The following is a 13,452-nucleotide window of genomic DNA, read 5'->3' as shown; positions in this document are numbered from 1 at the left end:
CCCCCCCCCCAAACCCCCGGCGCGGTTGGGGGGGGGGCGCGCCCCGGGGGGGGGGGGCCCCCCCCCCCATCCTCTATATATTTAACCCCGGCCCCCCCCCGGGGGGGGGTCCCCCCCCCCCCGGCCCCGCGCCCCCCCCCCCAACGGCCGATTCCCGAGTCGCTCGTCGTGACCGGCGAAGACGGCAAGCCGCTCAAGCTCGCCACGCTGCGCGGCCACTGGCTGCTGGTATCCGTCGACAACAGCGCCTGCGACAAAGCCTGCGTCACGAAGCTGTACTTCATGCGGCAAATCCGCGCGGCACAGGGCCCGGAACGCGAGCGTGTAGTAGAAGTGTGGCTGCGCACGGATGCAGGCAACGTCGCTGACGTGATACAAAAAGCGTATCCCGACACCAACATGCTGATTGCCGATCCGGCGCAAGTGTCGGCATGGCTGCCCGTCGACAAGGGCACTCGAGTGACCGACCACCTCTATATGGTCGATCCGAACGGCAATCTGATGATGCGTTTCCCGAAAGATCCCGACCCGAGCAAGATCAAGGGCGACCTGACCAAGCTGCTCAAGTGGTCCCGCATCGGCTGATGCCGCAACCAGGGTAATCAAGATGTTCGTATTGCAATTGGGCCTGATCGGTTTGTGTATCGCGTTGTTGCCGCTGTCCTACGTGTGGGTCAAAGCCGACGACAACAAATTCCGCAAGCTCGTCTGGCTCACCACGTTCCTCACGCTCGACCTCGTGATGTTCGGCGGCTTCACGCGTCTCACCGATTCCGGGCTCGGCTGTCCGGACTGGCCGGGCTGCTACGGCACGTCGTCGCCGTTTATCGCGCACGCGGCCATCACGGCCGCGCATCAGGCGATGCCGACCGGCCCCGTCAGCATGACGAAGGCCTGGATCGAGATGATCCATCGTTACTTTGCAATGGCCATCGGCGTGCTGATCGTCGCGCAGACGGTCATCGCGTGGGTCGCGCGCATCAAGCGCCGTCCGCTGCATGTGTCGCCGTGGTGGCCGACGTCGCTGCTGCTGCTGATCCTCGTGCAAGGCGCGTTCGGCGCGTGGACGGTTACGCTGAAGCTGCAGCCGGTCATCGTGACGACGCATCTGCTGCTCGGCCTCGCGTTGCTCGGCATGCTCGGCTGGCTCGCCGCGCGGCAAACGCCGCTGCCCGCTTACGAGCCCGAAGCCGCGCGCTGGCGCACCGCGGCGCTCGCGGGTCTCGCGTTGCTGATCGTGCAGATCGCGTTGGGCGGCTGGGTCAGCACGAACTATGCGGTGCTCGCCTGCACCGATTTCCCGACCTGCAACGGCCAATGGCTTCCGCCGATGGACTTCGCTCACGGCTTCCATCTGTGGCGTGCGCTCGGCATGACGGGCGACGGCGACATGATCACGCAGGAGGCGCTCGTGGCAATCCATTGGACGCATCGCACGTTTGCGTTCGTGGTGATTGCCTACCTCGTGTGGTTTGCGCTCAAGCTGCGCCGCTTCGAGTCGCTGCGGCGTCCGGCGAACGGCGTATTGCTGGTGGTGTTGATCCAGTTCATCACGGGATTGTCGAACATCGTCCTACAATGGCCTCTGCCTATCGCGGTAGCTCATAACGGCGGCGCGGCGGTCCTGCTGCTCCTGCTCGTTATGCTAAACTTTCGAATCGCTTATAGCCGTCCCGGCCGTGCCGTATTGCCCGCGCACGATGCCGCGCCAGCGTGACTCCACATGGACAGCACAACACTTCCCCAAACGCCCGGCAGCAGGATGTCGCAGTACATCGCGCTCACCAAGCCGCGCGTCACGCAACTCGCGGTGTTCTGCGCCGTCATCGGCATGTTTCTGTCGACGCCGGGCATGGTGCCGTGGCCCGTCCTGATCGGCGGCACGGTCGGCATCTGGCTGCTGGCCGGCGCGGCGTTCGCGATCAATTGCCTCGTCGAACAGAAGATCGACGCGAAGATGCGGCGCACGTCATGGCGCCCGTCGGCGCGCGGCGAAATCACCACCTCGCAGATCCTGCTGTTCTCGGCCGTGCTCGGCGGCCTCGGCATGTGGACGCTCTACACGTTCGCCAATCCGCTCACCATGTGGCTCACGGTTGCCACTTTCGTCGGCTATGCGGTCATCTATACGCTGCTGCTGAAGCCTGCCACGCCGCAGAACATCGTGATCGGCGGCGCGTCGGGCGCCATGCCGCCCGCGCTCGGCTGGGCTGCGGTCACCGGCCATGTACCCGGCGACGCGTGGATTCTCGTGCTGATCATTTTCGTGTGGACGCCGCCGCACTTCTGGGCGCTCGCGCTGTATCGCCGCAAAGATTACGAAAATGCCGGCCTGCCGATGCTGCCGAACACTCACGGCGAGAAGTACACGCGGCTGCACATTCTGCTTTACACGGTGATCCTGTTCGCCGTCACGATGATGCCGTTCATCTCCGGCATGAGCGGCGTGGTGTACCTTGCCGCGGCCGTGCTGCTCGGCGCGCTGTTTCTCGCCTACGCGTGGAAGATCTACCTCGAGTATTCGGACGATCTGGCGCGCCGAACCTTCCGTTATTCGATCGTCTATCTGTCGCTGCTGTTCGCCGCGCTGCTGGTCGACCACTATGTGCGCGTCCTGATCGGCGTGTAATACCCATGCTCAATATCCGCTTCGCGCGCGCCGCGCGTGCTGCTGTGATCGCCTGCGCGCTCGGCGGCGCGTTGTTTGTCGCCGGCTGCGGCAAAGAGCAGCCGGCATTCCAGAATCTCGACATTACCGGCAACACGCAATTCGGCAGCAACTTCTCGCTGCCCGACACGTCCGGCAAGATTCGCACGATGGCGGATTACAAGGGCAAGGTGGTCGTGCTGTTCTTCGGCTATACGCATTGCCCGGACGTTTGTCCGACCACGATGGCCGAGCTCTCGCAAGCGCTGCAGCAACTCGGTCCCGACGATGCCAAGCGCGTGCAGGTGCTGTTCGTCACCGTCGATCCCGAGCGCGACACTGCCGCGTTGCTCGGGCAATACGTGCCGGCGTTCAATCCGAGCTTCGTCGGTCTGCGTCCCGCCGACGACGCGCAGGTCAAGAAGGTGACGAAAGACTTCCGCGTCTACTACGCGAAGGTGCCGGGCAAGACGCCCGACAGCTACACGATGGACCATACCGCGGCGAGCTATGTGTTCGACACCGACGGCAAGCTGCGCCTCTTCGCGCGCGACGGCCAGGGCGCCGCGCCCTGGGTGCACGACATCAAGCTGCTGCTGGATTGATGCAGCGAAACCCAGGTCAAAAGCACGTAGCAACCACACCAACCCGCGACAACCTCAAGCCGGCATCGGCAGATTCAATCCCGGCGCGAGCCGCGTGGTCTTGAACTCCGTCACCTCATAACGCGCGAGCTTCTGCACGGCGAACGGATCGGTCGCAAGGATGGCATCCAGCTTCTCGCGCTCGATGCGCACCGCCAGAATGATCCCGCCGTCGCGCGGCACTTTCGGCCCCGCAGCCACGAACACGCCTGCTTCGAATTGCTCCGCGAGAAAGGCGCGATGCGCGTCGAGCGCGTCGTCGATCCTTTCGAGCGAAGCGGTGTAGATCAGGTTGATGACATACATGGATAGGCGTCCTCACACGCAGATGAACATGCCGCGCACACTCGCGGCAACGTTCCAGATTATCCGTCACGGCGTGACCTTTCGCCGCGAACCGTGAACCGCGAGTCGCGCGCTGCATACTCATATGCGATTGCGGTATTTCCCATCTTGCAGCGCATATGAGACGATTTACGGTCCAGCCGGCGACGCCCTTCATTGCGCGGTGACGCGCGTATCGTCAGCGTCTGTCTTCGGCTATCACCCGAGTCCCTTGCAAATGGATTCGACCAGAAACAGAGAGAATGACATGCAGCGCAGAATTATCATCAAAGCCCTCTCCGCGGTAGTCGCCGGCGCGGCGATCGTCGCCAGCTTCGGCGCGCACGCCGACGACAAAGCCATCAAGGTCGGCACGATCAGCGGCCCCGATGCGCAGATCTGGGAAGTCGTCACCAAGGTCGCCAAGCGTGAAGGGCTGAACGTGAAGGTAGTCGAATTCAACGACTACGTGCAGCCGAACGCCGCGCTCGACGCCGGCGATCTCGACGCCAACAGCTTCCAGCATCAGCCGTATCTCGACAGCCAGATCAAGCAGCGCGGCTACAAGATCGTCAGCGCGGGTCTCACGTATATCTCGCCGCTCGGCATCTATTCGAAGAAGCTGAAGTCGGTGAAGGACTTGCAGCAAGGCGCGAAGGTCGCGGTGCCGAACGACCCGTCGAACGAGAACCGCGCGCTGCTGCTTTTGCAAGCGCAAGGCGTGATCAAGCTGAAGGCCGGCGCGGGCACGAACGGCAATAACGCGACGGCGCTCGACGTCGCGGAGAATCCGAAGAAGATCAAGCTGGTCGAACTGGATGCCGCGCAATTGCCGCGCTCGCTCGCCGATGTCGACGCGGCCGCGATCAACACCAACTTCGCGCTGGCCGCGGGCCTGCAGCCGACCAAGGACGCGATCGCGCTCGAGGACGTTCACAGCCCGTACGCGAACCTGATCGCCGTGCGCACGCAGGACAAGGACAAGCCGTGGGTGAAGAAGCTGGTTGCCGCGTATCAATCGGAAGACGTGCGCCAGTTCATCAAGACGCAGTTCAAGGGTTCGGTGGTGCCGTCGTTCTGACGCGGCCTATAACCCGAGCTCCCAGCGCTCGACGATCAGGTCCTTGCCGAAACGGCGCTCCGGCGCCGCGCTGACCAGTTCGAAACCGGCGCGCTTGCACAGGCGCCGCGGTTCCTCCAAAGCGCTGGCCGTGGTCAGCGTCAATCTCGTATAGCCGGCGCGCCGCGCGAAGCGCGTCGCTTCGGCGATCAACCGCGTGCCGATGCCGAGGCGCTGCAAATCCGGTTCGACCCACAAGAGCCGCAGGCCCGCTACCGTCGTCGACACCGCGACGACGCACACCGCACCCGCCACCATGCCGTGCTGATCGGCGACGATGCACCGTTCGCGAACCGTATCGTTGCGCTGCGTGTAGTCGGCGACCACGCGCGCGAGCAGTCCCTCGAACGATTCGTCCCAACCGTATTGCGCGGCGAACCACTGCGCCTGCCGATGCACGAGCCACCCGCATTCGCCGGGGCGCGGCGCGCGCAGTTCCGCCGTGTCCGGCCGAGGCTTGTCGCCAAGCAGCCTTTCGACGATGTTCATCGCGGCAATCAACTGCTCCTGCGAGCCCGCGGTGAGCCGGCCCAGCAGGTCGAGCACTTCCTGGCTCGCGGCAGCGTCGAGCGGCGCGTAGGCAGCGTGGCCGTTATCCGTCAACGCGATCAGCGACTGACGCGCGTCGGTCTCGGACGGCCGTCGCGTGATGAGATTGCGTCGTTCGAAATTGGTCAGCAGACGGCTCAGATAACCGCTGTCCAGTCCAAGCGCGCGGCCAAGCACCGACGCGGTTTGCTCGCGCCCGCGCGACAGCTCGTGCAGGACGCGCACCTCGGTCAGCGAGAAAGTGCTGTGAGCCAGATGCTCGTGCAGAGCGCCGATAAGCCGCGTGTAAAAGCGATTGAAGCGGCGGACTGCCTGAGCCCGCCGCAGCGCCTCGGAATCGGTCAAATGCTGATCTCCGGATTTTTATGCGTTCGCTATCACTATATTGGAACGCGCCCTCATTAACAAAGCCGCGTGTCCGGCAGGCGGGAATCGACTGGTATCAAGGCGGTATGAAGCTGCGGCGCGCGTGCCCGCGCAATTGGTCTGCAACTGGTCACTTGCGCGTCCCAAACGACTCGAATACGGGTAACTCCTGGGGTGTGGAAAGCGGCCGCGAGCGCGCATTGACCACCGCCAAACGCTTATGCGGCAAGGCTTCGCGCCAGAACGTACCGGCTTATAACCAGTCCATTGACTGGTATTATGTTGGTTATATAATGGGCTCTCATTTTTGCAGGCCGAACCTGGTCGAAGGCCGCCGGAGCGCCATGGAAACTCGCTGGTCCGCACTCATGCCTGACGCTCGCAACGTCACGCCGCTGTACTTGCAGCTCGCGCGCAATCTGGCGACGGCGATCCACTGCGGCGTGTGGTCCGCGGGCGAGGCGCTGCCTTCGGAGCGCACGCTGTCGGACGCAATCGGCGTGTCGCGCATCACCGCGCGCAAGGCAATCGAACTGCTGGTCGAGCAAGGTCTGATCCGGCGGGCGCGTGGTGCGGGCAGCTTCATCACGCCACGCGTCGAAGACCCGCTGTCCAGGCTCACCGGTTTCACGAAGAAGATGCAGCAGCGCGGCTTTCGTCCCGACTCCGTCTGGCTCGAGCGCGATATTCCCGCCGCCAATCGCGAGGAGCTGGTGCACCTGGGCTTGTCGCCGGGCGCCGCGGTCGCCAGCCTGCGTCGCTTGCGCCGCGCCGACGGCATCGTGATGGCGGTCGAACATTCGGCGCTGCCCGTTGCAATCGTTCCCGACCCGCTCGCCATCGGCGTCTCGCTTTACAGCTATCTCGAGCAACGCGGCGCGGCAGTCGTGCGCGCGTTGCAGCACTTTCGCGCGGTCAACGCTTCGAGCGAGATCGCTTCACTCATGGACATCGAACCGCGCTCGGCGCTGCTGGTCATTACCCGTATCGGTTACAGCGCCGACCAGCGCGCAATCGAATTGACCGACACCTATTGCCGCGACGACTACTACGACTTCGTCGCTGAACTGCGGACCTAAGCGCGGCGCCGCCGAGCAGTTCAGCCATGCCCCGTATCACGCCTTGCAAGAGAGACTCATGCTGACCGGAAACATACTCACCACCGAAGGGTGGATTCACGGCACGCTCGAATTCGAAAACGGCCGCATCACCGCGCTCACCGGCGAGCGCGTCGATCCGGCGACGAACGATGCGCCGTACATCCTGCCTGGCTTCATCGACCTGCATGTGCACGGCGGCGGCGGAGCGGACGTGATGGAAGCCGGCGACGCGATCCAGACCATCACCCGCACGCATGCGCGCTACGGCACGACGAGCCTGCTCGCCACCACGATGACCGCGCCGCGCGACGAGCTGATGAGCGTGGTCGCCGGTCTCGGCGACGTCGCGCGTGTGCGCACGCCGGGCTGCGCGCGCGTGCTCGGCGTACATCTGGAAGGGCCGTACATCAACCCCGGCAAGCTCGGCGCGCAGCCCGACGCGGCCGTCTCCGCCGTGATGGACGAGGTGCTGAAGTACCTGTCCATTGCGCCGATCCGCGTGGTGACGCTCGCGCCGGAGATTGCCGGGCACATGGACATCATCTCGGCGATGGCGGCGCGCGGCGTGCGCGTGCAGCTCGGCCATTCGCTCGGCACTTATGACGACGCCGTCGCCGCGCTCAAGCACGGCGCGTGCGGCTTCACGCATCTGTTCAACGCGATGTCGCCGCTGCATCACCGCAATCCTGGCCTCGTCGGCGCCGCGCTCGCGCACGCCGAATTCGCCGAAATCATTCCCGACCTGCTGCACGTCCATCCGGGCGCGATCCGCGCCGCGTTGCGCGCGATCCCGCGCCTCTACGTGGTCACGGACAGCACGTCGGCGACCGGCATGCCCGACGGCGAATATCGCCTCGGCAGCCAACACGTGACGAAGTGTCTCGGCGGCGTGCGTCTCGCCGACGGTACGCTTGCCGGCAGCACCCTGACGATGGATCAGGCGCTGCGCAATCTGGTGTCGATCGGTCTGCCGATCGCCGATGTATCAAACCGTTTGTCGCGCTACGCCGCCGACTATCTCGGCATCGAAGACCGTGGCCGTATCGCGCGCGGCGCGTGGGCCGACGTCGTCGTGTTCGATCGTGAACTGGCGTTGAGCGCGACTTACGTCGAAGGAGAAGCAATTGTCGAATATGCTTAAAGAGGCGCTGGCGTCCGCTGAAACGGTCGCCGCGCAACTCACGGACACCTCGCGCGTCGAGGCGCTGGCCGCGCGGCTCGCAGAAAAGCTGCGCCATGTCGCGCTCACGGTCGCACGCGGCAGTTCGGATCACGCGGCGAGTTACTTCGCATCGCTAACCATGAGCCGCCTTGGCGTGCCGGTTGCCTCGCTGCCGATGTCGGTCGCGACGCTGCAGCAGGCGCCGCTTCAGGTGCGCGATCAGCTTGCACTCGCGTTTTCGCAATCGGGCAAGAGTCCCGATCTCGTCGGTACGATGCAGGCGCTGCGCGCAGCCGGCGCGTTGACCGTTGCCGCCGTGAACGCGCCCGAGTCGCCGCTCGCTGATGCCTGCGAATGGCATCTGCCGCTCGTCGCCGGTCCCGAGTTGAGCGTCGCGGCGACCAAAAGCTATATCGCGATGCTGTCGATCTCCGCGCAACTGGTCGCGCACTGGCAGAACGACGCGGCGCTGCTCGGCGCGCTGAACACGCTGCCGGATGCGCTGCAAGACGCGGGCAAGCTCGACTGGTCGAAGGCCGTGGACGAACTGCGCGGCATCGAACGCATGATCGTGATCGGCCGTGGTCTGGGTCTCGCGATCGCGCAGGAAGCCGCGTTGAAGCTGAAGGAAACCTCCGGCATTCAGGCCGAAGCGTTCTCGAGCGCGGAAGTGCGTCACGGTCCGATGGAACTGATCGACCGGGACTATCCGCTCCTCGTATTCGCGCCGCGCGGACCGGAGCAGGCAGGCCTGCTGCAACTCGCGCGCGATATGCAGGCGCGCGGCGCACGCGTGCTGCTGGCCGCGCCGTCCGACGTGCCTGAAGCCACGCTGCCGCTTGCCACCACCGCTCACGCGGCGCTCGATCCGATCGCTGCAATCCTGTCCTTTTACGTGATGGCCGCCGGCCTTGCGGCCGCGCGCGGGCGCAATCCCGATGCGCCGCGCCATCTCAACAAAGTCACCGAAACTCACTGACGAGAAATCAGATGCGACGTGTCGAGGAGTCCCGTTTAATGAGCCATTCTGAAGGCCATATTGTTTTGCTCGCGCCGATGACCGGTCCGGTTGTGCCGCTCGCGAACGTGCCCGATCCGGTGTTTTCGGGCGGCATGTTCGGCGACGGCATCGGCGTCGATCCGCTCGAGGGCCGGCTCGTCGCACCGTGCGACGCAACCGTCACGCATCTCGCGCGCACTGGTCACGCGGTGACGCTGGCGACCGCGGAAGGCGCCGAGATTCTGCTGCATATCGGCATCGACACGGTCGAGCTGAACGGCAAGGGCTTTGCGCCGATGGTCGAGCAAGGCGCCAAGGTGCGTGCCGGCGATGTGCTGATCGAGTTCGATCAGGATCAGGTGGCGCTGCGTGCGCCGAGCCTCGTCTCGGTGATCGCCATCGCCAATTCCGATGCGTTCGAAATTGTCGAGCGCGCGCAGGGCGGAATGCTGAAGGCGGGCGAAACGCCGCTGTTGCTGCTGCGTGCCCGCGACGGCGCGGCGGCTGCGGCGTCGCGTCAGTTGAGCGCAACCGGCGTGACCGAGGAAGCGCGTGCGCAGATCACGCTGGTCCACGCGGGCGGCCTGCATGCACGGCCGGCGGCGCGCGCCCGCGAAGCGGCGCGTGCGTTCGATGCGCGCGTCGAAGTGCGTTATGAAGGACGCAAGGCGGCGATCGAAAGCGTGGTTGGTCTGCTTGGGCTCGGCGCGGGCCAGGGTGCGACGGTCGAACTGCTCGGCGTCGGCCCGCAAGCTAAAGCCGCAGTCGACGCAATCGCTCACGAACTGACGCGCGAGGCCCACGGCGAAGTGGAAGAGAAGCCGGCGCGGCAAAGTTCGCCGGCGCCGCAAACGGCGGCGCCCGTCGCCGGCGAAGCGCTCGCGCCGAATACGCTCGCGGGCGTGTGCGCGTCGCCGGGCGTCGCGGTCGGCAAGCTGGTGCGCTGGGACGACGCGGACCTCGATCCGCCGGAACAGGCGAGCGGCACGTCCGCTGCGGAAAGCCGCCTGCTCGACAAGGCGATCGCGACCGTCGACGCCGATCTCGGCACGACAGTGCGCGACGCGTCGCAACGCGGCGCGGTCGGCGAGGCGGGCATTTTCGCGGTGCATCGCGTGCTGCTCGAAGATCCGACGCTGCTCGACGCCGCGCGCGATCTGATCAGCCTCGGCAAGAGCGCGGGCTTCGCATGGCGCGAAGCAATTCGGGCACAGATAGGCATCCTGAACAATGTCGAAGACGCGTTGCTCGCCGAACGCGCTGCCGATCTGCGCGACATCGAAAAGCGCGTGCTGCGCGCGCTCGGTTATACGAACGCGGCCGCGCGCACGTTGCCGGATGAAGCCGTGCTCGCCGCCGACGAATTCACGCCATCCGATCTGTCCACATTGGATCGCTCGCGCGTCACGGCGCTCGTGATGGCGCGCGGCGGCGCAACTTCGCACGCGGCCATTCTCGCGCGCCAGGCGGGCATTCCGGCGATGGTCGCCGTCGGCGACGCGCTGCATGCGATTCCCGAGGGCGCGCAGGTCGTGGTGAACGCGACGAATGGCCGTCTCGAGTTTGCGCCGACTGAGCTCGATGTCGAGCGCGCGCGCCTCGAGCGCAATCGTCTCGCGGGAGTGCGCGAAGCGAACCGCCGCATGTCGCAGCAAGCGGCAGTGACAGCCGATGGCCGCGCGATCGAAGTGGCCGCGAACATCGCCACGCTCGACGACGCAAAGACGGCTGTGGAAAACGGCGCCGACTCGGTTGGCCTGTTGCGCACCGAGCTGCTGTTCATTCACCGCGCCGCGGCGCCGACCACGGACGAGCATCGGCAGAGTTATCAGGGCATTGCCGACGCACTCGGCGGGCGAACCGCGATCATCCGCACGCTCGACGTGGGCGCCGACAAGGAAGTGGATTACCTCACGCTGCCGCCGGAGCCGAACCCGGCGCTCGGCTTGCGCGGCATTCGCCTCGCGCAGGTGCGCCCCGACCTGCTCGACGATCAGTTGCGCGGCCTGCTCGCGGTCAAGCCGTTCGGCGCCGTGCGCATTCTTCTGCCGATGGTGACCGACGTCGGCGAACTGATCCGCATCCGCAAACGTATCGACGAATTCGCTCGCGAGCTTGGCCGCACCGAGCCGATCGAAGTGGGCGTGATGGTCGAAGTGCCGTCGGCGGCGCTGCTCGCCGATCAGCTCGCGCAACACGCGGACTTCCTGTCGATCGGCACCAACGACCTCACGCAATACACGCTCGCGATGGATCGCTGTCAGGCCGATCTGGCCGCGCAGGCCGACGGTCTGCATCCGGCTGTGCTGCGTCTGATCGCGGCCACGGTGCAGGGCGCGAACAAGCATGGCAAATGGGTCGGCGTGTGCGGCGCGCTTGCGGGCGATCCGCTTGCGATGCCGCTGCTTGTCGGCCTCGGCGTGACCGAGCTTTCGGTGGACCCGGTGTCGGTGCCGGGCATCAAGGCGCGTGTGCGCAACCTCGATTATCAACTGTGCCGCCAGCGCGCCCAGGATGCACTGGCGCTCGAATCGGCGCAGGCGGTAAGAGCAGTCAGCCGCGAAACCTGGCCGTTGGACTGAACTCCGCACGGCTTGCATCGCTACATAACTCAACGACGTCCGTCGACAACGAGACAAGGATTGGAGGTAATCAATGGATGGGAATCCGTTTCTGAAGATACAGCGCCTGGGACGCGCGCTGATGCTGCCTATCGCGGTGCTGCCGGTTGCCGGCCTGCTGCTGCGCCTCGGCCAGCCCGATGTGTTCAACATCAAGATGATCGCCGACGCCGGCGGCGCGATCTTCGATAACCTGCCGCTGCTGTTTGCGATCGGCGTGGCCGTTGGCTTTGCGAAGGACAACAACGGCGTCGCGGGTCTCGCGGGCGCGATCGGTTACCTGATCGAAGTCGCGGTGATGAAGGACATCAACGACAAGCTCAACATGGGCGTGTTGTCGGGGATCGTGGCGGGCGTCGTCGCGGGACTGCTGTACAACCGGTACAAAAACATCAAGCTGCCGGATTACCTCGCGTTCTTCGGAGGGAAGCGCTTCGTGCCGATTGTCACGGGCGTGGTCTGTCTCGCGCTCGGCATTGTGTTCGGCTACGTGTGGCAGCCGGTGCAGGGCGTGATCGATACGGCCGGCCATTGGCTGACCACGGCGGGCGCGCTCGGCGCATTCGTGTTCGGCGTGCTGAACCGGCTGCTGCTCGTGACGGGTTTGCATCATATTCTGAATTCGCTGACGTGGTTCGTGTTCGGCAGCTTCACGCCGCCGGGCGGCGCGGCGGTGACGGGCGACCTGCATCGCTTCTTCGCGGGCGACCCGACTGCCGGAACGTTCATGACGGGCTTCTTCCCGGTGATGATGTTCGGCCTGCCGGCCGCGTGTCTCGCGATGTTCCATGAAGCACCGAAGGAACGCCGCGCAGTCGTGGGCGGCTTGCTGTTCTCGATGGCGCTGACGTCGTTCCTCACGGGCGTGACCGAGCCGATCGAATTCAGCTTCATGTTCCTCGCGCCGGTGCTGTACGTGATCCACGCGTTGCTGACGGGTCTCGCGCTCGCGATCTGCTCGGCGCTCGGCATTCACCTCGGCTTCACGTTCTCCGCGGGCGCCATCGACTACGTGCTGAACTACGGCCTGTCCACCAAGGGCTGGCTGGCGATTCCGGTCGGTATCGCGTATTCGGTGGTGTACTACGGGCTGTTCCGCTTCTTCATCCGCAAGTTCAACATGGCGACGCCGGGCCGCGAACCGGCCGCGGCCGACGAGCAGGTCGAATCGTTCACGGCTGGCGGCTTCGTTTCGCCGGCTGCCGGCGCGGCCGTGCCGCGTGCGCAGCGCTATATCGCGGCGTTGGGCGGTGCGGCGAATCTGTCGGTGGTGGATGCGTGCACGACGCGTCTGCGTCTGTCCGTCGCCGATTCGAACAAGGTCTCCGAGAGCGAACTGAAGACGATCGGCGCGCGCGGCGTGCTCAAGCGCGGCGCGACGAACGTGCAGGTAATCATCGGACCGGAAGCGGACATCATCGCCGATGAAATTCGTACGGTGATCGGGCAGGGCGGCGGTGACGCGGTTGCGGCAAAGCCGGCTGCTGTGGTGGCTCCTGCTGCTTCGGCTCCCGCGGCCGTTGCAAGTGGCGCGGCGAACGGTCCGCTCGATCCCGATCCGTTGCGCTGGCTTGCGGTGTTTGGCGGCGCGGGCAATGTGGTGTCGCTCGATGCCGTCGCGGCGACGCGTCTGCGTATCGTCGTGCGCGATCCGTCGGCGGTGGATCGTCAGCGTCTCGCCACGCTCGATACCGCGTGGGTGTCGGCGGACACGTTCCATATCGTCGTCGGCGATGCTGCGCGGCGTTACGCCGAAACGCTGGCAACCCGCATGCCGGCGAGCGGCGGCGCGGCGCCTCTGCCTGCGTGATTGGATGAAGGCGGCAGCCAGGCTGCCGCCGCTCTCTTCGCGCTGAGAGATCACAGCGCGTATAAAAAAACCCTGCCGTCGTGAGACGGCAGGGTTTTTCACTTACAGC

At 65.5% G+C, this 13,452-nt stretch carries 11 protein-coding genes and 1 pseudogene; 10 read left to right on the top strand and 2 right to left on the bottom strand.

Features of this window, described 5'->3' with window-relative positions:
* Positions 1 to 138: 138 nt before the first annotated feature.
* The 4 genes and pseudogenes from P0D87_RS29320 to P0D87_RS29305 form a co-directional block, all read left to right on the top strand.
* Positions 139 to 585: pseudogene (locus P0D87_RS29320) on the top strand (SCO family protein); the annotation flags it as partial.
* Positions 586 to 607: 22 nt separating this feature from the next.
* The gene (locus tag P0D87_RS29315) at positions 608 to 1,717 is read left to right on the top strand and encodes a COX15/CtaA family protein (protein ID WP_053857466.1); all 1,110 of its coding nucleotides are present in this window, start codon (positions 608 to 610) and stop codon (positions 1,715 to 1,717) included.
* Between the two features lie 6 nt (positions 1,718 to 1,723).
* A complete protein-coding gene (gene cyoE / locus P0D87_RS29310; RefSeq protein WP_006048060.1) occupies positions 1,724 to 2,629 on the top strand; it encodes a heme o synthase in 906 nt (301 codons plus the stop codon).
* Between the two features lie 5 nt (positions 2,630 to 2,634).
* Entirely contained in the window at positions 2,635 to 3,252 is a 618-nt protein-coding gene (locus P0D87_RS29305) for an SCO family protein (protein WP_029969672.1), read from the top strand.
* A gap of 54 nt (positions 3,253 to 3,306) precedes the next feature.
* Here P0D87_RS29305 and P0D87_RS29300 read toward each other — a convergent pair whose 3' ends face one another.
* The gene (locus P0D87_RS29300) at positions 3,307 to 3,597 is read right to left on the bottom strand and encodes a YciI family protein (RefSeq protein ID WP_053857467.1); all 291 of its coding nucleotides are present in this window, start codon (positions 3,595 to 3,597) and stop codon (positions 3,307 to 3,309) included.
* Positions 3,598 to 3,883: 286 nt separating this feature from the next.
* Here P0D87_RS29300 and P0D87_RS29295 point away from each other — a divergent pair, with 286 nt between their 5' ends.
* A complete protein-coding gene (locus P0D87_RS29295; protein WP_006048057.1) occupies positions 3,884 to 4,696 on the top strand; it encodes a MetQ/NlpA family ABC transporter substrate-binding protein in 813 nt (270 codons plus the stop codon).
* A 6-nt stretch (positions 4,697 to 4,702) separates the two neighbouring features.
* Here the strand turns inward: P0D87_RS29295 and P0D87_RS29290 are convergent, their stop codons facing one another.
* A complete protein-coding gene (locus P0D87_RS29290; protein ID WP_006048056.1) occupies positions 4,703 to 5,629 on the bottom strand; it encodes a helix-turn-helix domain-containing GNAT family N-acetyltransferase in 927 nt (308 codons plus the stop codon).
* 365 nt (positions 5,630 to 5,994) lie between these two features.
* Here P0D87_RS29290 and P0D87_RS29285 point away from each other — a divergent pair, with 365 nt between their 5' ends.
* From P0D87_RS29285 to nagE, 5 genes are all read left to right on the top strand, one after another.
* On the top strand, positions 5,995 to 6,729 hold the full coding sequence (locus P0D87_RS29285) for a GntR family transcriptional regulator (protein ID WP_408637097.1): 735 nt from the start codon (positions 5,995 to 5,997) through the stop codon (positions 6,727 to 6,729).
* Positions 6,730 to 6,787: 58 nt separating this feature from the next.
* On the top strand, positions 6,788 to 7,891 hold the full coding sequence (gene nagA, locus P0D87_RS29280; RefSeq protein WP_006048054.1) for an N-acetylglucosamine-6-phosphate deacetylase: 1,104 nt from the start codon (positions 6,788 to 6,790) through the stop codon (positions 7,889 to 7,891).
* Complete coding sequence (locus P0D87_RS29275; RefSeq protein WP_053857468.1) at positions 7,884 to 8,891, top strand: SIS domain-containing protein; 1,008 nt, start codon at positions 7,884 to 7,886, stop codon at positions 8,889 to 8,891. The genes nagA and P0D87_RS29275 overlap by 8 nt, the downstream gene beginning before the upstream one ends.
* A gap of 38 nt (positions 8,892 to 8,929) precedes the next feature.
* A complete protein-coding gene (ptsP, locus tag P0D87_RS29270) occupies positions 8,930 to 11,494 on the top strand; it encodes a phosphoenolpyruvate--protein phosphotransferase (RefSeq protein ID WP_053857469.1) in 2,565 nt (854 codons plus the stop codon).
* 73 nt (positions 11,495 to 11,567) lie between these two features.
* Positions 11,568 to 13,343, top strand: coding sequence for an N-acetylglucosamine-specific PTS transporter subunit IIBC (nagE, locus tag P0D87_RS29265; RefSeq protein WP_408637096.1), 1,776 nt, complete (start codon positions 11,568 to 11,570; stop codon positions 13,341 to 13,343).
* Positions 13,344 to 13,452 lie beyond the last annotated feature (109 nt).

Origin of the sequence: Paraburkholderia sp. RL17-368-BIF-A, from assembly GCF_046054045.1 — a bacterium.
GTDB classification, from domain to species: domain Bacteria; phylum Pseudomonadota; class Gammaproteobacteria; order Burkholderiales; family Burkholderiaceae; genus Paraburkholderia; species Paraburkholderia graminis.
The sequence above is the reverse complement of the archived record's forward strand: the minus strand, read 5'-3'. Positions and strand labels throughout refer to the sequence as shown.